At 58.6% G+C, this 26110-nt stretch carries 25 protein-coding genes and 1 pseudogene; 12 read left to right on the top strand and 14 right to left on the bottom strand.

Features of this window, described 5'->3' with window-relative positions; translation table 11 throughout:
• Positions 1-183: 183 nt before the first annotated feature.
• Complete coding sequence (locus HU720_RS10965; protein ID WP_186519947.1) at positions 184-1569, bottom strand: amino acid permease; 1386 nt, start codon at positions 1567-1569, stop codon at positions 184-186.
• Between the two features lie 253 nt (positions 1570-1822).
• Here HU720_RS10965 and gcvA point away from each other — a divergent pair, with 253 nt between their 5' ends.
• Positions 1823-2722: a transcriptional regulator GcvA gene (gene gcvA, locus HU720_RS10960; RefSeq protein ID WP_186519946.1), complete on the top strand. Its 900-nt coding sequence runs from the start codon at positions 1823-1825 to the stop codon at positions 2720-2722.
• A gap of 251 nt (positions 2723-2973) precedes the next feature.
• Positions 2974-4224 carry an aspartate aminotransferase family protein gene (locus tag HU720_RS10955; RefSeq protein ID WP_186519945.1) on the top strand — a complete coding sequence of 417 codons (1251 nt, stop codon included), beginning with the start codon at positions 2974-2976 and terminating at the stop codon, positions 4222-4224.
• 3 nt (positions 4225-4227) lie between these two features.
• Here the strand turns inward: HU720_RS10955 and HU720_RS10950 are convergent, their stop codons facing one another.
• Entirely contained in the window at positions 4228-4530 is a 303-nt protein-coding gene (locus HU720_RS10950) for a hypothetical protein (RefSeq protein WP_186519944.1), read from the bottom strand.
• 219 nt (positions 4531-4749) lie between these two features.
• Here HU720_RS10950 and HU720_RS10945 point away from each other — a divergent pair, with 219 nt between their 5' ends.
• From HU720_RS10945 to HU720_RS10930, 4 genes are all read left to right on the top strand, one after another.
• Positions 4750-5103 (top strand): DUF3757 domain-containing protein, encoded by a 354-nt coding sequence (locus tag HU720_RS10945; RefSeq protein ID WP_186519943.1) that lies wholly within the window; start codon positions 4750-4752, stop codon positions 5101-5103.
• 108 nt (positions 5104-5211) lie between these two features.
• Positions 5212-5640, top strand: a complete 429-nt coding sequence (locus HU720_RS10940) for a hypothetical protein (protein ID WP_186519942.1) — start codon at positions 5212-5214, stop codon at positions 5638-5640.
• Positions 5641-5711: 71 nt separating this feature from the next.
• On the top strand, positions 5712-7823 hold the full coding sequence (gene fusA / locus HU720_RS10935) for an elongation factor G (RefSeq protein ID WP_186519941.1): 2112 nt from the start codon (positions 5712-5714) through the stop codon (positions 7821-7823).
• 428 nt (positions 7824-8251) lie between these two features.
• A complete protein-coding gene (locus HU720_RS10930; protein ID WP_186519940.1) occupies positions 8252-9685 on the top strand; it encodes a hypothetical protein in 1434 nt (477 codons plus the stop codon).
• 70 nt (positions 9686-9755) lie between these two features.
• Here HU720_RS10930 and HU720_RS10925 read toward each other — a convergent pair whose 3' ends face one another.
• Entirely contained in the window at positions 9756-11198 is a 1443-nt protein-coding gene (locus HU720_RS10925; RefSeq protein WP_186519939.1) for a SulP family inorganic anion transporter, read from the bottom strand.
• 187 nt (positions 11199-11385) lie between these two features.
• Between HU720_RS10925 and HU720_RS10920 the strand changes: the two genes are divergently transcribed.
• The gene (locus HU720_RS10920) at positions 11386-12120 is read left to right on the top strand and encodes a secretin N-terminal domain-containing protein (protein WP_238337683.1); all 735 of its coding nucleotides are present in this window, start codon (positions 11386-11388) and stop codon (positions 12118-12120) included.
• A gap of 484 nt (positions 12121-12604) precedes the next feature.
• The gene (gene aceA / locus HU720_RS10915; protein WP_186519937.1) at positions 12605-13930 is read left to right on the top strand and encodes an isocitrate lyase; all 1326 of its coding nucleotides are present in this window, start codon (positions 12605-12607) and stop codon (positions 13928-13930) included.
• Positions 13931-14047: 117 nt separating this feature from the next.
• On the opposite strand, the gene HU720_RS10910 is transcribed toward aceA, so the two are convergent.
• The 11 genes from HU720_RS10910 to HU720_RS10860 form a co-directional block, all read right to left on the bottom strand.
• Positions 14048-14788: an SDR family oxidoreductase gene (locus HU720_RS10910; RefSeq protein WP_186519936.1), complete on the bottom strand. Its 741-nt coding sequence runs from the start codon at positions 14786-14788 to the stop codon at positions 14048-14050.
• Positions 14789-14805: 17 nt separating this feature from the next.
• Positions 14806-15960: an MFS transporter gene (locus HU720_RS10905; RefSeq protein WP_186519935.1), complete on the bottom strand. Its 1155-nt coding sequence runs from the start codon at positions 15958-15960 to the stop codon at positions 14806-14808.
• 25 nt (positions 15961-15985) lie between these two features.
• Positions 15986-16720 carry a type IV toxin-antitoxin system AbiEi family antitoxin domain-containing protein gene (locus tag HU720_RS10900; protein WP_186519934.1) on the bottom strand — a complete coding sequence of 245 codons (735 nt, stop codon included), beginning with the start codon at positions 16718-16720 and terminating at the stop codon, positions 15986-15988.
• Between the two features lie 73 nt (positions 16721-16793).
• Complete coding sequence (locus HU720_RS10895; RefSeq protein ID WP_186519933.1) at positions 16794-17042, bottom strand: hypothetical protein; 249 nt, start codon at positions 17040-17042, stop codon at positions 16794-16796.
• Positions 17043-17078: 36 nt separating this feature from the next.
• Positions 17079-17852: a histidinol-phosphate transaminase gene (locus HU720_RS10890; RefSeq protein ID WP_186519932.1), complete on the bottom strand. Its 774-nt coding sequence runs from the start codon at positions 17850-17852 to the stop codon at positions 17079-17081.
• On the bottom strand, positions 17849-18592 hold the full coding sequence (locus HU720_RS10885) for a class II aldolase/adducin family protein (protein ID WP_186519931.1): 744 nt from the start codon (positions 18590-18592) through the stop codon (positions 17849-17851). Before HU720_RS10885 ends, HU720_RS10890 begins: the two co-directional genes overlap by 4 nt.
• Complete coding sequence (locus tag HU720_RS10880; RefSeq protein WP_186519930.1) at positions 18585-19562, bottom strand: NAD(P)-dependent oxidoreductase; 978 nt, start codon at positions 19560-19562, stop codon at positions 18585-18587. The genes HU720_RS10885 and HU720_RS10880 overlap by 8 nt, the downstream gene beginning before the upstream one ends.
• 52 nt (positions 19563-19614) lie before the next feature.
• Positions 19615-20616 carry an ornithine cyclodeaminase family protein gene (locus tag HU720_RS10875; protein WP_186519929.1) on the bottom strand — a complete coding sequence of 334 codons (1002 nt, stop codon included), beginning with the start codon at positions 20614-20616 and terminating at the stop codon, positions 19615-19617.
• 24 nt (positions 20617-20640) lie between these two features.
• On the bottom strand, positions 20641-21165 hold the full coding sequence (locus HU720_RS10870) for a MaoC family dehydratase (protein ID WP_186519928.1): 525 nt from the start codon (positions 21163-21165) through the stop codon (positions 20641-20643).
• Positions 21165-22007, bottom strand: a complete 843-nt coding sequence (locus HU720_RS10865) for a CoA ester lyase (RefSeq protein ID WP_186519927.1) — start codon at positions 22005-22007, stop codon at positions 21165-21167. The genes HU720_RS10870 and HU720_RS10865 overlap by 1 nt, the downstream gene beginning before the upstream one ends.
• Entirely contained in the window at positions 22004-23251 is a 1248-nt protein-coding gene (locus HU720_RS10860) for an aminotransferase class I/II-fold pyridoxal phosphate-dependent enzyme (RefSeq protein ID WP_186519926.1), read from the bottom strand. The genes HU720_RS10865 and HU720_RS10860 overlap by 4 nt, the downstream gene beginning before the upstream one ends.
• A gap of 423 nt (positions 23252-23674) precedes the next feature.
• Between HU720_RS10860 and HU720_RS10855 the strand changes: the two are divergent.
• From HU720_RS10855 to HU720_RS10840, 4 genes and pseudogenes are all read left to right on the top strand, one after another.
• Positions 23675-24077: pseudogene (locus tag HU720_RS10855) on the top strand (isocitrate lyase); the annotation flags it as partial.
• A gap of 177 nt (positions 24078-24254) precedes the next feature.
• Positions 24255-24620 (top strand): lysoplasmalogenase family protein, encoded by a 366-nt coding sequence (locus tag HU720_RS10850; protein WP_186519925.1) that lies wholly within the window; start codon positions 24255-24257, stop codon positions 24618-24620.
• A gap of 380 nt (positions 24621-25000) precedes the next feature.
• Positions 25001-25414 (top strand): NADH-quinone oxidoreductase subunit A, encoded by a 414-nt coding sequence (locus HU720_RS10845; protein WP_186519924.1) that lies wholly within the window; start codon positions 25001-25003, stop codon positions 25412-25414.
• A 9-nt stretch (positions 25415-25423) separates the two neighbouring features.
• The gene (locus tag HU720_RS10840) at positions 25424-26101 is read left to right on the top strand and encodes an NADH-quinone oxidoreductase subunit B (RefSeq protein WP_012313769.1); all 678 of its coding nucleotides are present in this window, start codon (positions 25424-25426) and stop codon (positions 26099-26101) included.
• Positions 26102-26110: the final 9 nt, after the last annotated feature.

Raw genomic sequence — 26110 nt, 5'->3', positions numbered from 1 at the left:
GGCTTGCCCCGCGATAGCGATAGCACTGCCAACATCGCATCGCGGGGCAAGCCCGCTCCCACGTTGCCCGGTTCTCTGCGCGGCAGCGCAGCCCGGAAGGGCTGGGTGATCTCCCACAGAAAACGCATTCCCCTGTAGGAGCGGCCTTGTGCCGCGATGGGCCGCAAAGCGGCCCCCGCTGTCTCAAACGGCCTGGACTGCCCCCACCTTGCCCCGCCGCTGGGTCAACGACACCAGCAAGATGAACAACGTCACCCCGGCAGTCATCAGCGTTTCATAGCGGTACGCATCGCTGAACAGCATGTAGCCCAGCACCATGACAATCGTGCCGATCACCAGCCACGTCAGCCACGGGAATAGCCACATCTTCAGCTCAGGCGTACGCCCTTCACGCTCTGCACGGGCACGCATGCGCAGTTGCGACACAGCGATCACCAGGTACACCAGCAAAGCGATGGCGCCTGTGGTCGACAGCAGGAAGCCAAACACCTTGCCAGGGAACACATAGTTCACTAGGCACCCGGCAAAGCCTGCCAAGGTCGAGAAAATCACCGCCACCGTGGGCACGCCAGCGCCGGAGATACGTTTGGTCATGCTCAACGCCTGCCCGCGCGCACCCAGCGAATAGAGCATCCGCGAAGCCGTGTACAACCCCGAGTTCATGCAACTGGTTACCGCCACCAGCACCACGATATCCACCAGCAGCTTGGCACCCGGCACGTTGAGCACCTCGAGCACACGCTGGAACGAACCTACCGCCTTGAGTTCGGGATCGTTCCAGGCCACCAGCGATACCACCAGGAAGATGGACGCCAGGTAGAAGATGGCAATGCGATACACCACAAGGTTGGTGGCACGGCGAATCTTCTCTTTCGGGTTGGCGGTTTCGTCTGCGGCGATGGTGACGATCTCGGCACCAAAGAACGAGAAGATGGTGATCAGCACCCCACCCAGCACCGTGCCAAAGCCATTGGGCATGAACCCGCCGCTATCCCACAGCCGGCTGACGCCCGACACCTCGGCCAGCGGCCAGAAACCTAACACTGCCAGGCTGCAGACCACGATGAAGGCGATGATCGCAACCACCTTGACCAATGCGAACCAGTACTCGAAGGCACCGAAGTTCTTCACGCTGATCAGGTTGGAGCACGACAGCACCAGCATGATCAGGAATGCGAACAGCCACGACGGCACTTCAGGGAACCACGCATGCAGGATATCGGCCCCGGCAATGGCCTCGACCGGGATGATCAACACCCAGAACCACCAGTACAGCCAGCCAATGGTGAACCCGGCCCATGGGCCGATGGCTTCGGATGCGTAGGTGGAGAACGAGCCGCTGTTGGGGTTGGCGATGGCCATTTCGCCGAGCATGCGCATTACCAGCAGCACCAGCAGGCCGGTCATTGCGTAGGAGATCAGGATGGCCGGACCAGCGGTGGCGATGGCATTGGAGGAGCCGATGAACAACCCCGCGCCAATGATGCCGGCGATGGAAATCATCGACACCTGACGGGAGGTCAGGCCGTGTTGCAGGGAACGCTGTTTCTTGTTGTTGGGCGATACCATGGGGAACCCTCGAATGGGTCGGCCGCCGTACCGACGGCTGAAAGTTGAAGCAGAATTCTGTAAGTCGGATAACTACTTTGTTGTTTTTGTATAACGCCGGTAGCGGTGTTGCCCTCCTCTTCGCATGACCGGTTGTCATGGTTGACGCAGATCAGTATTAATCTATGAGGCAAGGTCAACAAACGACCTTTTCGAAGCACATCATTCCAATAGCGAATGAACTCCTTCCATTTTGCCGGGTTAACGCACTGCCATGTCCAAACGCCTGATGCCGTCCACCACCGCCCTGCAGTGCTTCGAAGCCGCTGCCCGGCACCTGAGCTTCACCCGCGCAGCCCAGGAACTGCACCTGACCCAGAGCGCGGTGAGCAAGCAGGTGGCGCAACTGGAGGACATGCTTGCGCACCCGCTGTTCCAGCGTATCCGCCGGCGCCTGCACCTGACGCCGGCTGGCGCGCTGTACCTGGCCGAAGTGAACAAGATCCTCACCCAGATCGATATTTCCAGCCGCTACATCCTCAGCTACGGCGATGAGACCGAAGTGCTGCGCATCGCCACCCAGCCAACCTTCGGAGCGCGTTGGCTGGTACCTCGGCTCAAGGGCTTTGGCGAGCGCCACCCACGCATTCACCTGGACATTCGCAACGAACTGGAGCCGTTCGACCTGGTGCAGGCCAAGGCCGACATCGCCTTCTTTTTTGGCCAGGGCACCTGGCCGGGGGCAACTTGCATCGAGCTGTTCAGCGAAACCGTGGTGCCGGTGTGCGCGCCTGGGGTGCTGGCCCAGCAACGCTTTACCAGCGCCGAGGCGCTGACTGCGCACCGCCTGCTGCAATGCGCTTCGCGCCCCGAGGCCTGGCATGAGTGGTTTCTGGGTTTGGGCCTGCATAGCCAGAACAGCTACCACGGGCCACGCTTCGACACGTTCTACCTGTGCATCCGCGCCGCTATTGCCGGCTGCGGTATTGCGCTCATCCCGCGCTACCTGGTGGCCGAGGAGCTGGCCGAAGGCAAGCTGGTGATCGCCTGGGACCACCCGGTGGCCAGCAATGGCCGGCATTTCATGGCCCATGCCGAACACGCTGCCGAAGTGCCCAAGGTGCGCGCATTCGTGCAGTGGATTGGCGAACGGGTGGCGGACGAGTACGCATAAGCCTGTACCGCCCTCATCGCAGGCTGGCGCCAGCTCCCACAGGGGCCGTGCAGAGCCGCGATATTGATGCCTGCAGATTCCTGTGGGAGCTGGCGCCAGCCTGCGATGGGGGCGGTACAGGCTTGCACCAATGATCAACAGCAAGCACAACTTCGCGAATCCAAGGAATGATCGCAATCCATTAATTCGTTTGCAGTGCAACCCCGCCGCGCGTTTGGATATAAACAAACTCGAACAAGGCCCGCGTGCACATGAACCAGGAAAGTATCAGTCAATCCATCGCCATCGTTCACCCAATCACACTTTCCCATGGCCGCAATGCCGAAGTCTGGGACACGACCGGCAAGCGTTACATCGACTTTGTTGGCGGTATCGGGGTACTCAACCTGGGCCACTGCAACCCGGCTGTGGTCGAAGCCATCCAGCAACAGGCCACGCGCCTGACCCACTACGCCTTCAACGCAGCGCCCCACGGCCCTTATCTGGACCTGATGGAGCAACTGCGCAGCTTCGTGCCGTTGAGCTACCCGCTGGCGGGCATGCTCACCAATAGCGGTGCCGAAGCGGCAGAAAACGCCCTGAAGGTCGCCCGCGGCGCCACCGGCAAGCGCGCCATCATCGCCTTTGACGGCGCTTTCCACGGCCGCACCCTGGCCACCCTCAACCTCAATGGCAAGGTCGCGCCCTATAAGCAGCGCGTCGGCGAGCTGCCCGGGCCGGTCTATCACCTGCCCTACCCCAGTGCCGACACCGGGGTCACCTGCGAGCAGGCGCTCAAGGCCATGGAGCGCCTGTTCAGCGTGGAATTGGCGGTGGAAGACGTGGCTGCGTTCATTGTTGAACCGGTCCAGGGCGAAGGCGGCTTCCTCGCGCTGGACCCGGCGTTCGCCCAGGCGCTGCGGCGCTTTTGCGACGAGCACGGCATCCTGATCATCATCGACGAGATCCAGTCCGGCTTCGGCCGCACCGGCCAGCGCTTCGCCTTCCCTCGGCTTGGCATCGAGCCTGACCTGCTATTGCTGGCCAAGAGCATCGCTGGCGGCATGCCGCTGGGGGCATTGGTGGGGCGCACAGAACTGATGGGCGCGTTGCCCAAGGGCGGGCTGGGTGGCACCTATTCGGGCAACCCGATTGCCTGTGCAGCAGCGCTGGCCAGCCTTGCGCAGATGACCGATGCCAACCTTGCCACCTGGGGAGAACGCCAGGAACAAGCCATCGTCAGGCGCCATGCGCACTGGAAGGCTTCAGGGCTGAGCCGCTTTGTCGGGCGCTTGACCGGCATTGGTGCGATGCGCGGTATCGAATTGGTCAACGCCGACGGCAGCCCGGCGCCCGCGCAATTGGCGAAGGTGCTGGAAAGCGCTCGCAGCAAGGGGTTGTTGCTGATGCCAAGCGGCAAGGCGCGGCATATCATCCGCCTGTTGGCGCCGCTGACCACCGAGCCGCAGGTGCTCGAGGAAGGCCTGGATATCCTCGAACAGTGCCTGGCAGAACTGGGTTAGGCGTTACAGGCCCAGCTCTTCGGGGGTCAGCATGTCGCATTCAAAGGCGATCCAGCCGCCTTCGAGCTCGGCATGGCCGTTGACGATCGGGCCGTAATAGGTGAGGCCGTTGTCCAAGGTGACGCAGATGTGCGAGGCGGGTTTTTCCGGGGCCGCGAGCGTACCGACGAAATGCACCTTTTTCAGGGTTTCGGTCACCGCCTCCAGGCCTATGCGCTGGTTGGTGTTTTCCGAAGCCTCGACGTCGCCGCCACGGTCCTCGCAGCTAACAGTGACGGTGGCGGTGTAGGGGTACTTGTTGCTCAAACTCTGTGTCCTCGACAAAACGGCATGTGCCAATAAGGCCGCCAGAGTAAGGCAGTGCTGGCGCCGCTGCGAGAAAAAAAACCAACTCCCCTGATTTAAAGGCCCTGCCTGACCTGTGCTGGCGACTCGTCCCACAGCCTCTATGCGCAACTGCCAATTATGGCGGGACAGCCGTTTCAATAGCATGGCTACCTCATCCAATCGCCAAGGTATCCGTAAATGCTCAAGTTCACGCTGTTCCCTGCTGTCGCCCTGCTGCTGGTTGCCGGCCAGGCCGTCGCCCAATCCTGCCCTGAAGCCTCGACAGTCACCCAGAAGCCCGAGGGCACCGGCTTTGCCTACATGGCAGCCGGGGGCTGGACGGGCGAAAACCCGATGGCCGACGAACACGACCTGAAGACGTTCAAGTTCACCGCTGTAAAAATCAAAGAGGGTGCCGTGCTCTGCGATTACGAAGCCGATGAACGTGGCGGCGCTCGCATGCAGCTCAAAGCGTCCAAACAACCGGCAAAAGGTAACTGGAGTAACAACTTCTGCAAGTCTGCCAACCCTGCGGACTGCACCTTCAAGTGATCAAAGCTGGTATTACCAGGGGCTAGCAGCCTCAATCAGCGTTGGTCCAAGCGTGCGTCGGCTGGTATTGTGCCCGCCGATGCATGCCCCACCACGCGAGGATACCGAGTGAGCGCCGAACAACACCTGATCGCCGACCTGTTCGAGGTCGACAAACGCCTGACCCTCAAGCCCGTCGTGGACTTCAACAATTACCTGCGCAATGCCTTTGCCGATGGCGCCTGCCGCTGCCACCGCTGCATCGAACGTGCAGGCGACGAAGCCGGCTACACCCACCGCCACACCTTCGAAATCGAAGGCCGCACGCTGAACCGGCGCTTTGCCAATACCGCCGGTAGCGATGTGCTGCTGATGCTGAAAAAAGCCTGGTTGTCGTACACCAAGGCTGACCTAGTCACCGTCGGCCCACTCGACATGACCACACTCACGTCGTTCACCGAGCCCTCCCTGCACGCGCGCCTGCTGGCGCTGCTGCCAGCCAGTGGCCTGGCCCGCGAAAGCGATGGCCAGTGGCATTTACAGCTGCTCGCCGACTGACCGACGGCGGCCACGGCAGGATTCCCCGGCTCTGCTACCGTGGGTTAATCCTCACCTGCAGGTGACCCGCCATGGCCCGCACAACCCCCATCGAGCTGTACCGCAACATCGGCATCGTCGCCCACGTCGATGCCGGCAAGACCACTACCACCGAGCGGATCCTGTTCTACACCGGTGTCAACCACAAGATGGGCGAAGTGCATGACGGTGCAGCGACCATGGACTGGATGGCGCAGGAGCAGGAACGCGGCATCACCATCACCTCTGCGGCTACCACGGCGTTCTGGCAAGGCTCGACCAAGCAGTTCGCCGACAAATACCGTTTCAACATCATCGATACCCCCGGCCACGTCGATTTCACCATCGAGGTAGAGCGCTCGCTGCGCGTGCTCGACGGCGCGGTCGTGGTGTTCAGCGGTGCCGACGGGGTTGAGCCGCAATCCGAAACGGTCTGGCGCCAGGCCAACAAATACAACGTGCCGCGCCTGGCCTACATCAACAAGATGGACCGCCAGGGTGCGGACTTTCTGCGGGTGGTCAAGCAGATCGACCAGCGCCTGGGCCATCACCCGGTGCCGATCCAGCTGGCTATCGGCAGTGAAGAACACTTCGTTGGGCAGATCGACCTGGTGAAGATGAAAGCCATCTACTGGAACGATGCCGATAACGGCACCAGCTACCGCGAAGAGGCCATCCCTGCAGAGCTTCAGGCACTGGCTGATGAATGGCGCGACCATATGGTCGAAGCCGCCGCCGAGGCTAACGACGTGCTGACCGCCAAGTACCTCGAAGGTGAAGAGCTGACCACCGAGGAAATAAAAGCGGCCCTGCGCCAGCGCACCATCGCCAATGAAATCGTGCCGACCATCCTCGGCTCGTCGTTCAAGAACAAGGGCGTGCCGCTGATGCTCGACGCGGTCATCGACTACCTGCCCGCGCCCTCGGAGATCCCAGCGGTCAAGGGCACCCACCCCGACGACGAAAGCCGGCACCTGGAACGCCATGCCGACGACCACGAGCCGTTTTCAGCCCTGGCGTTCAAGATCGCCACCGACCCGTTCGTCGGCACCCTGACCTTCGCCCGGGTGTATTCCGGCGTACTTAGTTCAGGCAATGCAGTGCTCAACTCGGTCAAAGGCAAGAAGGAGCGCATCGGCCGCATGGTGCAAATGCACGCCAACCAGCGCGCCGAGATCAAGGACGTGTGCGCAGGCGACATCGCCGCACTGATCGGCATGAAAGATGTGACCACCGGCGACACCCTGTGCGACCTGGAAAAACCGATCATCCTTGAGCGCATGGACTTCCCGGACCCGGTCATTTCAGTGGCGGTGGAACCCAAAACCAAGGCCGATCAGGAAAAGATGGGCATCGCCTTGGGCAAACTGGCCCAGGAGGACCCTTCGTTTCGCGTGCGCACCGACGAAGAGACCGGGCAGACCATCATCTCTGGCATGGGTGAGCTGCACCTGGACATCATCGTCGACCGCATGCGCCGCGAGTTCAGCGTCGAAGCCAATATCGGCAAGCCACAGGTGGCGTACCGCGAGAAGATCCGCAATACCTGCGAGATCGAGGGGCGCTTCGTGCGCCAGTCGGGCGGGCGCGGCCAGTATGGCCATTGCTGGATCCGTTTCGCACCGGGCGACGAGGGCAAGGAAGGCTTGGAGTTCGTCAACGAGATTGTCGGCGGCGTGGTGCCGCGCGAATACATCCCGGCCATCCAGAAAGGCATCGAGGAGCAGATGAAGAACGGCGTGCTCGCCGGCTACCCGCTGATCAACCTCAAGGCTGCGGTGTTCGACGGCTCTTACCACGACGTCGACTCCAACGAAATGGCCTACAAGATCGCTGCCTCCATGGCCACCAAGCAACTGTCACAGAAAGGCGGCGCGGTGCTGCTTGAGCCGGTGATGAAGGTCGAAGTGGTCACACCCGAGGAATACCAGGGCGATATCCTGGGTGACCTGAGCCGCCGCCGCGGGATTATTCAGGACGGCGACGAGACCCCCGCAGGCAAGGTGATCCGGGCCGAGGTGCCGCTTGGCGAGATGTTTGGTTATGCCACTTCGATGCGCTCGATGAGCCAGGGCCGGGCGAGCTTCTCGATGGAGTTCACCCGCTATGCCGAGGCCCCGGCGAACATTGCCGAGGGGATTGTGAAGAAGAACCGTGGGGAGTGATGTTTGCCTGCTCTATATCGCGCCTTGACGCCCCTGTAATCGATGGACTCGCCCCCGCCGAGGCATCACAGTGCCACGGTGGCGTTCGAAGAAACCAACGGCAGCGGGGGCGAGTCCATGAAAAAGCATAGTTCAAAGCACAATCCTCTGCCTTCCACAGCAGGTCTGAGCAGGCGGCTCAAAACGACAGCCAAGGAAGACGCAATCGCGTTGTCGGCCCCATCATTGCTACGGCGATCGTGGCGAAACAAACCGAGCCCAGTCGTTTTGCCAGTAACCGCATGGATGACTGGCCTTAGGGTCTGTCTGAAATGTGTCTGCGCGACGGCCAGACAAGCCGGTTTTTAACGCAGCATGGCCGAGTGCAGGCACTTTACGTACAAAACCTAGCCTGCCACCCTACTCGTTAAACCTTCGGAGACCCGCTATTGAACCCCCTCGCACGGACGCTGACCACCCTGCTGCTCACCTGCCTGCCACTGCTTGCCCATGCCAGCAATGCCGAGACCCTGATCGCCCGCCACGACTGGCACCAGGCGGCCCGTGCCGTGCTGCTCGAGGCCGGCCAGGAGAAAAATATTGATTCATCACTCCCGCTGGCCCAGGCCAGGGCCGGTTTTGTCGATGACGCCCTCAACACCATCGCCGGTCTTTATGCTGGCTCGCAGCCCTATCGGCTGGTGGAAGTGGCAGAGCTGCCACAGGTAAGCGCGGCGCGCCGTGAAGCGTTGCTGGGTCAGGCGCTGGACATTGCCCGGCAACAGGCCGAGCGTGACAGCACCGCCAGCACCGGAGCCTTCATGTGGCTGGCACTGCACTACTGCGGCGCGGGCGACGAGACACAGGCCCGTGCGTTGCTTGCTTTGGCGCTGGAGTATGCGCACAAGCTCGGCAGTTACGACCGGATGATCTACGCGATGCAGCGCAGCCCGCAACATACCCGCAGCTGGATGATCAGCCCGGTGACCCAGGCCCTTGCGCGCGATCGAGAAAATGCCGCCTTCAACTGGCTCGGCCTGGCCGAGCTGGCCTTGAAAATGGGCGACAAGACCCAGGCTCTGGGTTTTGTCGACCAAGGGATCGAGGCCACCGGTCAACTGCGCGACTCGCGCAATGGCTACGTCCTCAGCCAGCTCAATTTGTTGGCGCTCAAGGCCGGCAGAGCCTCGCTGCCAGAGCCCTTGACGCCCTATCTGAACATGACCCGCCTGGCTATCACTGGCGCCCCGGACCAAGCCTATGCGCTGCTCGCCGCCGCGCCCCAGGACGGCAACACCCATTACGGCGCCCGCCTGTGGCCAAAGCTGATCGAGGATGCCAGCCAGCGTAATGACCTGCCCACCGCGCGCTATTTCGCCGAACGCCCGATCGAGCAATCTGCGCTGGAGCAGGCCAGCGCCTGGCAGCAGGTGGCTCAACTGCAGTGGCAAGCCCACCAGGACTTCAGCGCCAGCTACCGGCAGGCATTCCAGGCCCTGGAACCCGCCGCCGGCACGCCGCGCAGCCTTGAGGACATCAGCACCCTGGCCAAGCTCCTGGACCTGGCCCGGCAAGCGGGCCTGAAACAACCCGAGCCAGCACTGCTGGACCAAGCGGTGGCCATGATCGACCATCTGCCGGCCGACAGCCCCTCTGACCAGATCCGGGCACGATTGCAGTTGCTGCCCTGGCTATGGCGCCAAGGGACAAGGGATCTGGCCACAACCCAGGCGCTGACGGCATACCGTGACCTGAGCGGTTACCGCGACTCTTCGGCCGCCACCCGCGCCGAGTTGCTGACCGAGATGGGGGTGGTGTTCAGTGAGGTAGCGGCGCCCTCGCCCGGCGTCAGGACACCAGCGCCCGCTCCCGCAAAACCATGATCTCGCGCGCAGGCCCAGGCAAGGCTGCTCCGGGCTGGCCAGGGTGACTTCGGAGTTGGCCGGACAGACCCTAGTGCTGCTCCCCTGCCCGCTTCAGCAGCTTCTTGCAGCGTTCGGACAAATGCACCACACGCAGATGCTTGCCCGCTTTGGCATAACGCTCACGCAGGGTCTGCAACGCCGCCACCGCCGAATAATCGACGAAGCTCAGGTGCTGGCAGTCCAAGGTGACGTTGGCCGGGTCTGCCGCGGGGTCGAACTGGTTCAGAAACGGCGTGGTCGAGGCAAAGAATAGCGTGCCATGTACGTGGTAGTGCTTGCTGCCCTCGGCATCTTCGTGGCTGTCTGCGTACAGCTCGCGTGCATGCTGCCAGGCGAAATTGACCGCCGCGATAACGATGCCGAACAGCACGGCGGTGGCAAGGTCCGTGAACACCGTCACCACGGTCACCGCGATGATCGCCAGCACATCGCTGACCGGCACCTTGTGCAGCACCCGCAACGAGGCCCAGGCGAATGTCTGCTGGGCGACCACGAACATCACCCCAACCAGTGCAGCCAGCGGTATGCGCTCGATCAGCGGCGACAAGAACAACACGAACAGCAGGATCATCACCCCTGCGACCACGCCGGACAACCGCCCGCGCCCGTTGGAACTGAGGTTGATCACCGTCTGGCCAATCATCGCGCAGCCGCCCATGCCGCCACACAACCCCGAAACCATATTCGCCGCCCCCAGCGCCACGCACTCACGGTCAGGGAAGCCCCGGCTTTCGGTGATTTCGTCGGTCAGGTTGAGCGTCAGCAGGGTTTCCAGCAGGCCGACCATTGCCATCAGCAGGGCATAGGGCGCGATGATCTTCAGGGTCTCGAGATTCCAGGCAACGTCCGGCAGCTTGAGTGCCGGCAGGCCGCCGGCGATGTGGGCCATGTCGCCAAGGGTTCGCGTTGGCAGGCCGAGCAGATACACCGCCAGGCCAACACCCAGGATTGCCACCAAAGCCGGCGGCACCGCACGGGTGAGCCTGGGTAGCACATAGACCACCAGCATGGTCAGCGCCACCAGTCCAATCATCAGGTACAGCGGCATGCCGCTGAGCCAATGCTCGCCCTCCTTGAAATGCTCAAGCTGGGCCAGGGCGATGACAATGGCCAAGCCGTTGACGAAGCCGAGCATCACCGGGTACGGCACCAACCGCACCAGCTTGCCCAGGCGCAGGGCGCCGAACAGCATCATCACCACCCCGCCCAACAGCACCGTGGCCAACAGGTACTGCACGCCGTGCTGGACCACCAGCGCCACGATCACCACCGCCATGGAGCCAGCAGCGCCGCTGATCATGCCGGGGCGGCCACCAAACAGCGCTGTCAGGGTGCAAATGATGAAGGCCCCATAAAGGCCCATCAGCGGGTTGAGGTGCGCCACCAGGGCAAAGGCGATGCACTCGGGCACGAGCGCAAACGAGGTGGTAAGGCCGGCGAGCAGGTCGGCGCGTAGACGAGCGGGTTTCATGAAGGTCCTGTGAGCAGCACGGCGCGCTGGAGCGTGACGTGTGGGGTGGCTTGAAATCGAGGGCGCGATGTTACGGAATTTGTCAGGCGGCAACCATCACCCATTGATTTGCGCCGTTGTGATTCACAACCGGCAAGATGCTGACAAATTTGCCATCATGCATGTTCAACCCGCGGAGATCATGGACATGCCGCTACGCCCTCTTTTCGCCTCGCTGCTCCTCACTGCAAGCCTCACCGCGCAGGCCGCCACCGAGGTCATCGCGCTACAACATCGAGCCAGCGCCGAACTGCTGCCCACCGCCCAGTCGTTCATCGGCAAGGATGGCACCGTCAGCACCTTCGAGAACAAGCTCATCGTCAACGCGCCGCAGCAGCGCATCGACGACCTGCGCACCTTGCTGCAACAGCTCGACACCGCGCCCAAGCGCCTGCTGATAAGCGTCGACAACGACGACAGCAACTTCCAGGACAACCGCGGCGACGCCCGGGTGATCCGCTACGGCACGGCCAACCGCGAAGGTGGCATGCAACAGGTTCAGGCCAGCGAAGGCCAGCCGGCGCTGATCCAAGTGGGCCAGAGCGTGCCCGTCACCAGCAGCTCCACCGATGGTTACGGGCGGGTGCAGAGCAACACCGAATACCGCAACGTGACCCAGGGCTTCTACGTAACTCCCAGCCTGAGCGGCGACACGGTTCGTCTGCAAATAAGCACCAATAATGACCGAATGAGCCAGGAACGCCAGGATGTAGTGAAAGTGCAGAGCACCGACACAACCGTCACCGGGCGCCTGGGCGAGTGGATCACGCTGGCGGGCTTCAATCAGCAAAGCCAGGCCGGGCGCAGTGCCTCCAGCCTGAGTTACAGCACCCAGCGCGGTGAAAACATGACTTTGCGGGTAAAAGTCGACCTGGTGGAGTGAATCCAGGCAATTCAAGGCCTCGACCAGAGGCCTCTAAACTGACTGCCAAGTCGTATTAGACCAAAGATGTAGTAGACCCATAAAAGCACTACAAAACGTTTGACAGGGTGTTTTTCCCAAGGGCATGATGGCCCCGCTCCCGCTGATCAGAGGCCCTGGCAAGGGTCTTCGGAGCGTCCTGCCACCACCTGCGCAGGCGCTTCGTGTCCATACAGCCCACAAGGCGGTTCGACAAGGTTGCGACTGCAACGAAGAAGTTGTCCCGAGGGACGGAAGCGCATTACCGCAGCACTGGCAACCGCGTCGCAAGGCAGCACGGCATCCACGAGCCAACCTGCACTGCACCGCCACGCCCGACTGCTCCCCCTTCCCCTTCGCACCTTCCCGTCGCCGCCGCACCCTCCTCCAGCCGTCAGGCACTCTGAACCGCGTTTTCGGGCATCAGCACAACTATCTCAAGATCGATGCGACGAGGTTTATTTCCATGGCACTGACACGCGAACAGCAAATTGCAGCCCTCGAGAAAGACTGGGCCGAAAACCCGCGCTGGAAAGGCGTGACTCGTACCTACACCGCCGCCGATGTCGTTCGTCTGCGTGGCTCGATGCAGCCAGAGCACACCCTGGCGCGCCATGGCGCAGAGAAACTGTGGAAGCTGGTCACCCAGGGTGCCCACCCGTCCTTCCGCCCTGACAAAGACTTCGTCAACTGCATGGGCGCCCTGACCGGCGGCCAAGCCGTGCAGCAGGTCAAGGCCGGTATCCAGGCTATTTATCTGTCGGGCTGGCAGGTGGCCGCCGACAACAACTCGGCCGAGTCCATGTACCCCGACCAGTCGCTGTATCCGGTCGACTCCGTACCGACCGTGGTCAAGCGCATCAACAACTCGTTCCGCCGCGCCGACCAGATCCAGTGGAAAGCCGGCAAGAACCCGGGCGACGAAGGCTACATCGACTACTTCGCGCCCATCGTGGCTGACGCCGAAGCCGGTTTCGGCGGCGTGCTCAACGCCTACGAACTGATGAAGAACATGATCGAGGCAGGTGCTGCCGGCGTGCACTTCGAAGACCAGCTGGCCTCTGTCAAGAAATGCGGTCACATGGGTGGCAAGGTGCTGGTACCCACCCAGGAAGCTGTACAGAAGCTGATCGCCGCGCGACTGGCTGCGGACGTTGCCGGGGTGCCGACCATCATCCTGGCCCGTACCGATGCCAACGCCGCCGACCTGCTGACAAGCGACTGCGACCCGTACGACCAGCCATTCGTCAATGGCGAGCGCACCCGTGAGGGCTTCTACAAGGTGCGCGCAGGCCTCGACCAGGCAATCTCCCGCGGCCTGGCCTACGCCCCGTATGCCGACCTGATCTGGTGCGAAACCGCCAAGCCCGACCTTGATGAAGCACGCCGCTTCGCCGAGGCGATCAAGAAGGAATACCCGGACCAACTGCTGTCGTACAACTGCTCGCCGTCCTTCAACTGGAAGAAGAACCTGGACGACGCCACCATTGCCAAATTCCAGCGCGAGCTGTCGGCGATGGGCTACAAGCACCAGTTCATCACCCTGGCCGGCATACACAACATGTGGCACGGCATGTTCAACCTGGCGCACGACTACGCCCGCAACGACATGACCGCCTACGTGAAGCTGCAAGAGCAGGAGTTCGCCGACGCGAGCAAGGGTTACACCTTCGTTGCGCACCAGCAGGAAGTGGGCACGGGCTACTTCGATGACATGACCACCGTGATTCAAGGTGGCGCATCGTCGGTGACGGCGCTGACCGGCTCTACCGAGGAAGAGCAGTTCCACTGATGGTGGGTTGCGGTTAGACGAAGGCCCGGAGCTTGTAAAAGCCCCGGGCCTCTTTCATGCAACACTACCCAGATGAAATAAGGCATTACAGACGCCCATCAAAACTCCAAGCAAATCCTAAGCACGGAATCCACCATCGATTGGTACCGCCACACCAGTTACGTAAGAAGCTGCGTCGGAGCTAAGCCAGTACACAAGCTCAGCAACTTCATAAGCTTCACAGACTCGTCCCATGGGCTGCGATGCGCACACGTCATCAAACTGGCTTCCCAACACATGCCTTGCCAATGGCGTTGACACAAACCCCGGGCAAACGGCACTGACCCGCACACCATAAGGGGCATATTCCTTTGCAACGGCCTTGGTAATTCCAACTAGGGCGTGCTTGCTGGCGGTGTATACAGAACCACCCGTCACACTGGCATTCAGGCCTGCCAGCGAGGCGACATTGACAATACTGCCATACCCCGCTTCACGCATTGCAGGCAACACAGCCTTCATGCATCGCCATGGCGCACTTACATTGGTGGACATGACATCTTCGAAATCAGCATCGGGATAATCCTCGGTCATTGTAAACGATCGACCATCAATACCAATGCTATTTACGAGACAATTTATAGGTGGATGATCGAGAGCCAGTTGCTTGAAGAGATCGGCCAACTCGATGGGGCTACGCAAATCAACCGAGTATGGATGCGCACACCCCGCTCCCCTGTTGATACTCTCACATACACGGACGTTCCTAACATGATCTCGTCCGCACACAATAACTGTGCATTGCTCTCTGGCAAATTTCCAAGCACACGCCTCTCCGATACCGGAGTTGCCACCAGTAATAACAACCACCTTGCTCATACCTTCAAGCCTCTCTGTCATTGATCAAGTCTTGCACGCTGAAGAAATAGACAGGCCACGCCAAAAATCACACCAGCGCAACCAAAACTTGCCCAAGTAACATTGAAGCCAAGGCCATCCAGCATCGGCACAGCTAGGGTCACGCATAGCACTCGTGCAGCAGCTTGAATCACAGGTATCAATGAAAACAAAAAACCTTGTTGCAACCGCGGCGCTCGCTGGGCAATCAAGGTCGCCATGTACGTGATGCCGATGATTTCGCCCAGGGTCCAGACCACCACCATCAGCAATATTGCTGGCCAAGTCTCGAGCAAAGCATAGGCGCCGAAACCAATGCCGTAGCAGATCGCAGCTAGCGCCATGTTGGCCATGGCAGAGCAACGGCGACTCAAGGCGATCAACGGTCGAGTTAGTACGATGACTAGTAACCCATTGACAATACCTGCTACTCCAAACAAATGAGCCGCATCACCTACCCCCAATGCTCCTAACCAGAGCGGAAACTGGTATTCGCGCTGGCCATCGAGCAAGGACAATACGAAGAACATCACACCCGCCAAGATCACCACCGCAGGTATGGGCACACTCTTTGACTCAAACTGCGCATCCTTATGAGTATCGAGATGACTCTCAACCATCGGCAGGGTCAAGACAGCGCTCGTCACCAGGCAAACCAGGCTAATCACTGCGGTAAACCACAAGAGATACTGGCTCTGCAAACTAAGCAGGACGCCTCCTACGACAAACAGTAAGACACCACCCGCATTACTGGCGAGATGGAGATATGCAAAGGCCCCCACCTGATCGCCGGACGGTGCCGCCTGGGCCGTCATCACACTGAAAAGCGGTGTGATAGCACCCGCATTGAACATAAAAAGCAAAATCATCCCCATAGCGATGGGTAAAATCGGCAGTAAGCTACCCAACAGCGCGAGTAGCGCCGTTGACGAGCAGCCCAACAAAAGAATTCGGCTACCCATACGCCCCGGCAGTTGGCCACCAAGCAGGTTTCCGGCCAGATAGCTGATGATCATCAGCGACACCATTGTCGCCAATTCAGCATCTGCCAAAGCGAAGTGCCGACTCATGAATAACGCCGCAAACGAACCGACTCCGTTGGTCAGGACAAATAGCGACTTTAGCAGTGCCACCTTATGCATCATCGGAGTCATTCGCTTAATGCTATGGCCTACGACACTATCCATGAGGGCCGAGGCACAATGTCGTGCCATCCTTCAGCCTTGAAATCCAGCGACGCTCACTTCCAACTCGAATGTTCCAGAGCCCCAGTAACTTATCGACATCCAGTAATTGCGCCTGACGAGCCAAGCGCAGGTATAAGCGCACAGCCTTCACGCTGGTGCAACACTGGAGTAGTTGGCCAGTGGCCAAAGGACAGACCTCGCCAACGAAATAGAAATACTCCCTAGCCTTCAATAAATCACGATTGCTACCGACTTCATATAGCATCTCCAGCAACGCACGCTCAGGCATTGACCTGAGCACACCGTCCCGCCGTTCAAGTGTCGTAGTGCGCAGTTTTATATCGCCGCGCCAATCAAATAATCCCGCATATACATAACGTACCGAATAACGCTCGACAAACCAACGAGGCAATGAGGCCCGGTCATCGCCCCACAATACTAGTGAAGTATCACTCCCATATACTTCGCGAAGCGCACTGCCACCGCCTAAATGTAGGCAGGTTATCTGACGCTCCAGATAGCAGCAGCCCACCGCAAGGCTCAGCTCATTATCTGGAAAGGCATAAATACCTCGAGCCACACGATTCAGCCAACCATTCCTGGCATAGCTGGCGGCCCTCTGGCTCGATATCCCAATGCGTTGCAACGTACTTAGGTCGAGCAACATCTCGCGCGGTTGGGAGGTATAGAGTTTTCTGATCAAAGAATATTGTTGTTGTATGGGCATATCTGCATCCTGCGACTTCTAGGCTAACGCCGGTGACTGTTGGTGCAGGGCATCCCTGCCCCTAACGCTAGTTTCATGCTTCTTTCAAAGCCTGGATGAACGATTGCAGATCGTCTCCCTTTGGAATTGCCACTCGCAGCACATTGGTCAGCAATGAACCAGCATGGGGATATTGTGAGCAATCGCTGAAACGTATCCCCGCCTTGTGCAATGCTTTGGCCAAACGCTGATCGGGGCCGTCATCGAGCAGCAAGAAGTTGGCAAGGGTATCGATAACGCCGATTCCAAAGCCTTGGCAGCACTCAACAATCCGCGTACGCACTATATCTTGGCGATCATGCGCCGCTGCGAGTTCTGGCTAATTGGCTAGACAATGCTGAGCTGCCTTGACTGCCGCGTGGTTGATATCCCAAGGGCCACGCAATTTGAGCAACTGACTGACAGCATGCGTGCTGGCCACCACATAGCCGACACGCAGACCTGCCAATCCGAAATATTTGGAAAACGAGCGGATAACGAACAACTGCTCAAGGCCGCTGAAGATACCAAGGCAAGAATGGCGGAGGTACTCATAATAGCACTCATCAACAATCACTGGTTTATTCAGTTCAACGCAGCGAGCTATCAAGCGCTGTAGATCATCAGGCTCAATCTGCACACCCAACGGATTATTCGGATTACACAAAATCAACCCATCTCGACCTGACAAAGCTTCGAGCACTACATCGCAAGGAAGATGAAATAATTTCCCGCGCCGCTCGTATGGCACAATGACCGCCTCCACGCCATTGACGTCTAACATCTGGTAATAGAACGAAAAAACGGGGGATGGAACAACCACCTGCGCGCCTGGCTCGAACACCAGACGGACCACCAGATCGATAGCCTGATCGGCCCCATTGGTCAACAGAAGGTTCTGGCGAGGGACCTGACAGTAGTCACTGAGCGCGTCGAGCAGTTGTCGGTAGTTAGGGTAGGTATATAGATCCCTAGGAGCCAAAGCTTCGGATAGAAACTTCTCAAGGAAGGACTCGAGAAACTGATTCTCGTTGAGATCGAGCAAAATAGAAGAGAAGTCCCGCTCCGGTGCTTTCCAGTGCCCTGCAGCCAGGGTGTGCGAATGCAGCTTCACAAGTTACCTCCTCCATAAATAATTTCCTCTCCCTTTCGATACATGAGCCGAACCTCCTCCTCACTTGCAAAGACCACGGAGCAACCACTCGCGACAGCCAACTGCTGGCTAACAATTAGACGCCCGACCTCCGCCGTGAAGGCTAAGGCGCGATGAAACGCTTCAGAGAGATTACGCCCAAAGGTGGTGATGCCATGGCCTGGCATGACGATGCAGTTAGTCTCAGTCACGCATTGAGAAATGGCATGTATGTCCAGTTCGATATTCACACCCTCGTCAAGTATGCGAGGGGGTTTGCCCAGCACCAGGGCCGTGTCATTGGAGACATACTTCATTGCCCGCCATCGCATGACCGAGAAGAACGCCAGAACTTCATTTGGGTGTAGGTGCACGGTAGCATTTATGTCTGGGCGACAACTGAAAATCTCTCGGTGCATCCGGTGTCCCACGCTTGGCCTTGTCACACCGTGTATCAACTCATCTGTAAGCAAGTCGAGCACCACAATATGCTCCAACCCACACTCCTCCAGTGACAGACCAAGGTGCTTGGTGTAAATGACATCGCGCCGACGATGCGGGCATGGGCGCCGCACCGCGATATTTCCAAGGGTATTCATAAGCAGTTGCCGAGCAGCCAACCGTTGCCCGTACAGCAGTATGTCTTGAGCGATTTTCCGTTCGAACCAGACGGGTAACTCGCTATTCCCCTCAGGATTACGCTCGTTGATCGGTTCAGACATGTGCTTCGCCCTCCTGATTTTGGGGCCACCACTCTTGGTCGGTCACTGACGGTGCTTTCTCGAGCATCGTCAGCAGAGTTTTGAGTGCCCTTGCCTTTAGGGTCGACAATGACCGCTGGCTGCAAAACGCCGCATGAGGCGTCAGCGCCACGCGCGCATGTGCACGCAGCGCTGACGGGATCGCCGGCTCGTGCTCGACGACATCAAGCAGGGCCTGCCTCAATTGCCCACTATCCAGTGCTGACAACAAACTATCGGTGTCAATCAGCCCACCTCGGGATGTGTTAACCAGTACCGCGCCAGGTTTGAGCCTGGCCAGATTGCACTCATTGAACAGATGGTAAGTCGTCGGCGTCAGCGGTAGGTGCAACGTCAGAATGTCGGCTTGCGCCAGCACGGCCTCAAACGAACAAGCCTGCGCCACCCCATTAGGACAGTTCGCAAACGCTGGATCATGGAATTTCACTTGGTAGCCAAACACAGCAGCACGCCGGGCCACTGCCTGGCCGATGGCGCTATAACCCAACACGCCGAGCACAGTCTCATGGCATGACTTGAGCAACTCACCTGGCGCCTGTGTATTGCACTCACGCCAGCACCACCCCCCCATCTGGGTATGTCGAAAGTATTCAAGCAGCCTGCGCTGAGCTAGCAGCACAAGCGCCAAGCTGTGTTCGGCCACCTCCTCAACCCCCACCTGGCCGACGTTGGCAAAGCGGATCCCCTTAGCCCTTAAGGCAGCCATATCCACATCATCCACCCCCGTGGTTGCCTTCACCAGCGCCCGACATCGCGACGCCTGAGCCAACAGCGCGTTATCAACCCTTACGGAATGGAATGCAACGATGCCATCTGCCCATGCCAGTTGCCCGGGCGTTGGGGTACAGGTCACCTTGATCTCGCAGCCATCATCGTGCAGACCATCGAACTCGTTGTGCTCGAGGTAGTTCACCTGTAATGAATCGATCATTAGAATTCTCACGTGCCTATCCTTTTCCATTGGAATCATATTTGCCGTGCGCTTAGGTAAGGTTCTTCATGGAACTGAGGAAGTAGTCGCAGCGCTGCCCCAACTGCCGCTCCAACGCAGTGGTGTACAGGTGCATAGCAACAATCATGTCCTGACTGGCATGACCCACACATCGGAAGTAGCTGGTTGCCGCCTGCCATGGGAGTGCAGGCTCTCGCAGCGCCACCTCCAGCCCTACGACCTGCTCAGAAGTGATGAGCGAACGCGCCAGAGCCTGACTGATTTCCCCTGACTCATGCATTGCCGCCTGCGGGTCGTCAACATGGATAAGCGCCTGACTGAGCAAACAAGGATCAACTTCACAGGCTTGCAGCGTGCTGCCCCCGATAGCGTTGATGTGCACCCCACGCTTAAGTTGATGAGGGTGGACCAGGGGGGATGGCTTATCGTGGGAAGTGGTGGTGCAGACGATATCCGCATCAAGCAGTGCCTGCTTGACTGACTTGACAGCCTCTACCGGCACGCCAATCTGTTCGCTCATGGAGACAGCGAAGGCATGGCAGCGATCCAGGTCTCTGGCCACTACCTTGACCCTACGCAATGTTCGGATCGCAGCCATAGCCTCTATATGGGCCTTGGCCTGCACCCCTGCCCCGATTATCGCCAGTGTTGGTTGCGCGATTGGGCAGAGACGGTCGGTGGCCAGCGCACTCATGGCAGCAGTGCGGAGTGCCGTAAGCGCACAGCTATCGAGCATAGCTTGCAACTGCCCGGTACAGGAATCGAGTAGCAAAACCGCGCCGTTTATAGCCGGCAGCCCTCGATTGACATTGCCTGGGAAGAAAGACGACACCTTGACCCCCATCACCTTTCTATCAGTGAGAACAGCAGGCATGAACAAGGAGAAAGCCTTGTGCGCAGGATGCTCAATAACATGCCGCGGAGGCACCTTATCCGGCGTGCGCGCGCTTGCTCGGTAATCCCTTGCCAGCACAGCCAAGAGCTCCTTGATATCAGTGCAGTCGCGAATATCTTGCGCATTAAGTAGAAGCATGCCCGAATCCTCGACCATTATGACTCAACCAATCTGGCAACTCTGCGAACTTGCTTCGCACGGCACCAGGAAAGTTCGCCTGTAGGTAATAACTGACAAGCCATCTTGGTTGCGACCGGTCACCCGCACCGTAACGATGCCTTGTCCTGGCCGCGAGACCGAAAGTCGCTTTGTCAGCACTTCGCTCTCGGCATAGAGAGTGTCACCTGCAAACACCGGGTTCGGCAGGCGAATTTCGTCCCAACCCAAGTTAGCGATCGCACGCGCACTTAAAGTCGAGACAGTCATCCCACTGATGATGGCCAAAGTCACCGAACTGTTGACCAGTAGACGACCGAACTCGGTATGCTGTGCATAGTGAGCATCGACATGGGAGGGGTGGTTGTTCATGTTGATCAGGGACTGCCAAATATTGTCTAACTCCGTGACGGTCCGACCTGGCCGATGCTCAAACAGGTCGCCGACAACGAACGCCTCGTAGTACAAACCTGGGGCTTCCCGATAGCGGTTTGCTGCAATTCGCTGATACCCGGTGATCATCGGTTCCATTACCAAACTCCAAAGAGCCCCAGTTCTTGGGCTCGCTGCATGACCTTGGTGGATTGTTTGACGAACGGAGGCCCGATCATCCGCGCATTCAACCGAGTAATCTTGTCGCCATTGCTGCGGGAAGCCTCGATAATTTCGCGGGCTCTTTGGATTTCCTCTGGCGAAGGACTGAAGACCTGGTTGATGGTAGCCACCTGACGCGGATGGATCGCGGTCTTGCCGCTAAAGCCCAACCCCCGGACAGCCGAGCTTTCCCACAACAGCCCAGGCTCGTCATCCAGATGAAAGTAAGCAGTATCGAATGCAGGAATGCTGGCTGCTGCCGCTGCGGCGACAATGCAAGAACGTGCATGCAGCATGTTCTCCCAACCACCAATATCCACACCCATACTAGCCGCGTAATCTGCGGAACCGAAGATCAAACCATCGGCACGATGGGCCACCGCGTGGATGTCACGTATGCATAAAGGGGTCTCCACTGTGACCAACACCAAGGGAGATATACCTTCCTCGCGGGCTACGTTGGCGCGCACGACATCAATTTCGCTTGCACACTCAAGCATGGTCATAACTACTTGTTGTGGCTGGTGCTCCAACCGCTTAAGCAAGAGCAGGTCCCGCAACCCCTCGTTGTTGCGCAGGGAGTTGATGCGCACCGCCGTGCTGACCGATGGCTGCTCGGCAAAAAATCGCTCAAGGTTTTCCCGTGCTTCAGCCTTCCGCCCAAGGGGCACACCATCCTCCATATCCAAGACCATGACGTCGCTCAACCCACGTTTGCAGTATTGGCCTGGGTAGAGGGCAGAGCAGTAGAGCAGGCTCCGGGGGGTGGATGAACTCATGGATGCACCTCCATCTGTTCTTCCTGCGCCTCGCCCCACTGCTGAACCTGCTGCGCAACGATCGAACAGAAACTGTGGATGTCTAGCTCGGTCATGTCTGCACGCAGCATGACCCGCAGGCCGGATTTATTCCTTGCGACGATCGGAAAAAAGACCGCGGAGGTGTAATAGCCTTTCTGGAACACAGCCTCGGATACCTTGACAGCCATGCCAGGACTCGCCATCGGGATTACACGAATGGGCGATGGTGTGCCGGTATACTCGGTTGGCACTAGCTGGTCGAACAACGTGATATTGTCGGCCAGCCTGCACTGCAAGATTGCTAGTTCGGTACTATGGTGAATTTCCAGCGAGGCCATCGCTGCACCGATCGCAGCTGGATTTAGATACTGCGAATAGGACATCGGCCCGCCAAACCGACGAAACTCCTTTAGATACGGTGCCTGCTTAGACATAAAGATGCCACCGCCATTGGCAGCAAATGCCTTAGCCAACGAATAAACCAGAATAGTCCTGCTGTTTATTTCTGGCATTAGCGCGCGGACAATACCTTCGCCCTGTTCTCCATAAGCGCTCAATGAATGAGAGTCATCAAAATAAAGAAACAGCCCGTACTTATCTTGCAAGCCAAGCAACTGCTCAATGGGCGCAGCACCACCCATACTATAAGCTCCATCGGCAACATAAGCCACCTGACGATGACGCCGGCACATATCTTCCAAAAACTGCACATCATTATGTTCGCATGTAGCGACCTGTGTTTCATCACCGCACACAGCCTTCATCTGATTCAATGCAAAATGCGCATTCTTGTCAAAAACCAGATAGGGCCGTACTCCATTGGTGAATATGCCGGCAGCGAGTAACGGTAATGAAGCTACAATTCCGGCACTACAGGATGTAGCTGTAAATGCTTGACAACTGAAATGCGATGACAATGCCTCTTCCAGTTCATCCAATTCACGAAGACGGATACGAATGCGCGAGGTCGGCAGGTTGACAGTACCACTCTCCAATACATAGCGAGCCGCCCGCTGGACCAGTCGCTTATCAGTCTCCAGCCCCAGATAGGAGCATGAGCACATATTCATGAAGACATGCCCGTCCTGGTCACGCAGGCGACCGGATGGATAGTGGGCCACACTGCGATCTGTCAGGCCAGAATCTTGAGCGAGCTCCCAAGCCGCGCTCCCCAACTCAACAGTGCGGGCGGTATTGATGAAAAAATTCCTTTGCTCGGACATAGCACTCCCTTAAGCATGCACGCACACTTTACTTACAAAGAAAAAGGAAACTTCCTACAGCAGCCAATACAAATTATTACTTGCTGCCTTTCAACAATCCAAAGGTCGGATGCAATACCAACACCCTACAACCAGGAAGGTCAACCCCAAGAGAAAAGCAGAGCATCCAGACACGCGAAAACTCATGCCTCAGGTGATATCCAGTGAAAAGATCAAACAACCAACCCACACCCAAAAGCGCCTAAACAATCTAAGCCAGAACGGTACCCGCTCAGAAACTGTTTGTTGCACTTCACCTTGGCCCCATCTAAAGCCTCTCCCCCGCATCTGAAATTGGCCAGATATATTCACGCCATTTTTTAGCACATCTTCCCACCAGCCACCCCACAGCTCTGGCCGGGCCACTACCCGTGACCTATCTGGTACGCCGACATGATCTGGTGCGAAACTGCCAGGCCCGACCTGGACGAAGCACGCCACTTCGCCGAGGCGATCTAGAAGAAATACCCGGACCAACTGCTGTCGCAGAACTGCTCGCCGCCCCTCAACTGAAAGAAGAACCTGGACGACGCCACCATTTCCAAATTCCAGCGCGAGCCGCGGGCGCCGGGCCACAAGCACCAGTTCATCACCATGGCCGGCATCCACACATGTGACACGGCATGTTCAACCTGGCGCACGACTACGCCCGCAACGACATGACCGCCTACGTGAAGCTGCAGGAGCAGGCGTTCGCCGACGAGACGCGAGCAAGGGTTACACCTTGGTGGCGCACCAGCAGGAAGTGGGCACGGGCTACGTCGATCACATGACCATCGTGATTTAAGGTGGCGCATCGTCGGTGACCGCACTGACTGGTTCGACAGAGGACGAGCAGTTCCACTGTCAGAGCTTTGTTTTGCCTGTAAGGCCTCATCGGCGGCACAGGCAACATTGCGGATTAGGTCTATCCTTGAGGCAGCATCGCCAGCAAGGACCGCCCATGCCATGTCCAAGCCACTCAATGATTCTCGTCCTGGCCACCACTGCTCTTTATATGCACTGGCCATCGCCGCCCCTGCTGGCCAGGCCGAAGGATCTGTTCCTATGCGGCCTGGCTGCTTTCCTGTGCGCACGCCCGGCCTACCTGCGCGGCTACTGCAATCTCAACCCGAGCCCCGCGGTGTCGGCGCTGGCGTTCGCCGTGCTGGTCGGCGGCGGCGTACTCTGCTTGATTGCCAGCAAAGGGCTCGACCCGCGGTTTATACCGGTGGAGCTGTACGCCCTTGCCATCGGCGCCATGCTCTGCCGCACCTCGGCCTGCCGCGGCAGCGGCAAAACCGACAAAGCGTTGACTCAGAGCAGTGCAGGCATTCTAAGAAGCTGCTAGAACGAGGGGTTTTCCCATTTGCAATTGGTGTCGCTCGCCAGACGAACTTTACAAGGCGTAGAAGGGGCAAATGAATACGGCGCAGTTCAAATGATATTAATTATCATTCCGCAACTAAGCCGCCATTACGCCAGGTAAGAAACATAATTAACAAAACCGCACGCAATGCCCGAACTACAAGGCTTTCAGCCAGTTACAAAGGTTTTTTGTTCTTAAATCTACGAATAAATTTGCTTCGGAAATTTTACTTGCTGAGGGTTTACCCATAAAATCAGCGCGATTGATTCAGCTGCGACATTTGGTCACTGCTTCTGCGACACCGCGTCGCCGCTCTACTTATTTCAGACTGCAGAGCTGGGTCTCTGTATAAGGATTTCAGCATGTCCGATTCAGCAGGACTCATGGCCCACAACTGGGGCTTTGCCATCTTCCTCCTGGGTGTCGTCGGCCTGTGTGCCTTCATGCTCGGCCTGTCCAGCCTGCTCGGTAGCAAAGCCTGGGGCCGCGCCAAGAACGAACCCTTCGAATCCGGCATGCTGCCTACTGGCAGCGCCCGCCTGCGCCTGTCCGCAAAATTCTATCTGGTCGCGATGCTGTTCGTGATCTTCGATATCGAAGCCCTCTTCCTGTATGCATGGTCTGTGTCCGTCCGCGAAAGCGGCTGGACCGGATTCGTCGAAGCACTCGTTTTCATAGCAATTCTGTTGGCAGGTCTTGTCTACCTTTGGCGCGTCGGGGCGCTCGATTGGGCTCCCGAAGGTCGTCGCAAGCGGCAAGCGAAGCTGAAACAATGAGGCTTTGGCATGCAATACAATCTCACCAGAATCGATCCGGATGCACCCAACGAGCAGTACCCGGTCGGTGAACGGGAAACCGTCACCGATCAACTGCTAGAGGACCAGGTCCACAAGAACATCTACATGGGGAAACTCGAAGATGTTCTGCGTGGGGCAGTCAACTGGGGTCGCAAGAACTCCCTCTGGCCGTACAACTTCGGCCTGTCCTGCTGTTACGTGGAAATGACCACGGCCTTCACGGCGCCCCACGACATCGCCCGCTTCGGCGCCGAAGTCATCCGGGCATCGCCGCGTCAGGCCGACTTCATGGTCATCGCCGGTACCTGCTTCATCAAGATGGCGCCGATCATCCAGCGCCTCTATGAGCAGATGCTCGAGCCCAAATGGGTCATCTCCATGGGTTCGTGCGCCAACTCCGGCGGCATGTACGACATCTACTCGGTCGTTCAGGGGGTCGACAAGTTCCTCCCCGTGGACGTGTACGTGCCTGGCTGCCCGCCACGCCCCGAGGCATTCCTGCAAGGCTTGATGCTGCTGCAGGAATCCATCGGCCAGGAGCGACGCCCGCTTTCCTGGGTTGTCGGTGATCAAGGCATTTACCGTGCCGAGATGCCCGCCCAGAAAGACCTGCGTCGCGAACAGCGTATCGCGGTAACCAACCTGCGCAGCCCCGACGAAGTCTGATCCAGCGAC

Origin of the sequence: Pseudomonas sp. SWRI51 (assembly GCF_014268825.1) — a bacterium.
Lineage (GTDB): Bacteria > Pseudomonadota > Gammaproteobacteria > Pseudomonadales > Pseudomonadaceae > Aquipseudomonas > Aquipseudomonas farsensis.
The sequence above is the reverse complement of the archived record's forward strand: the minus strand, read 5'-3'. Positions and strand labels throughout refer to the sequence as shown.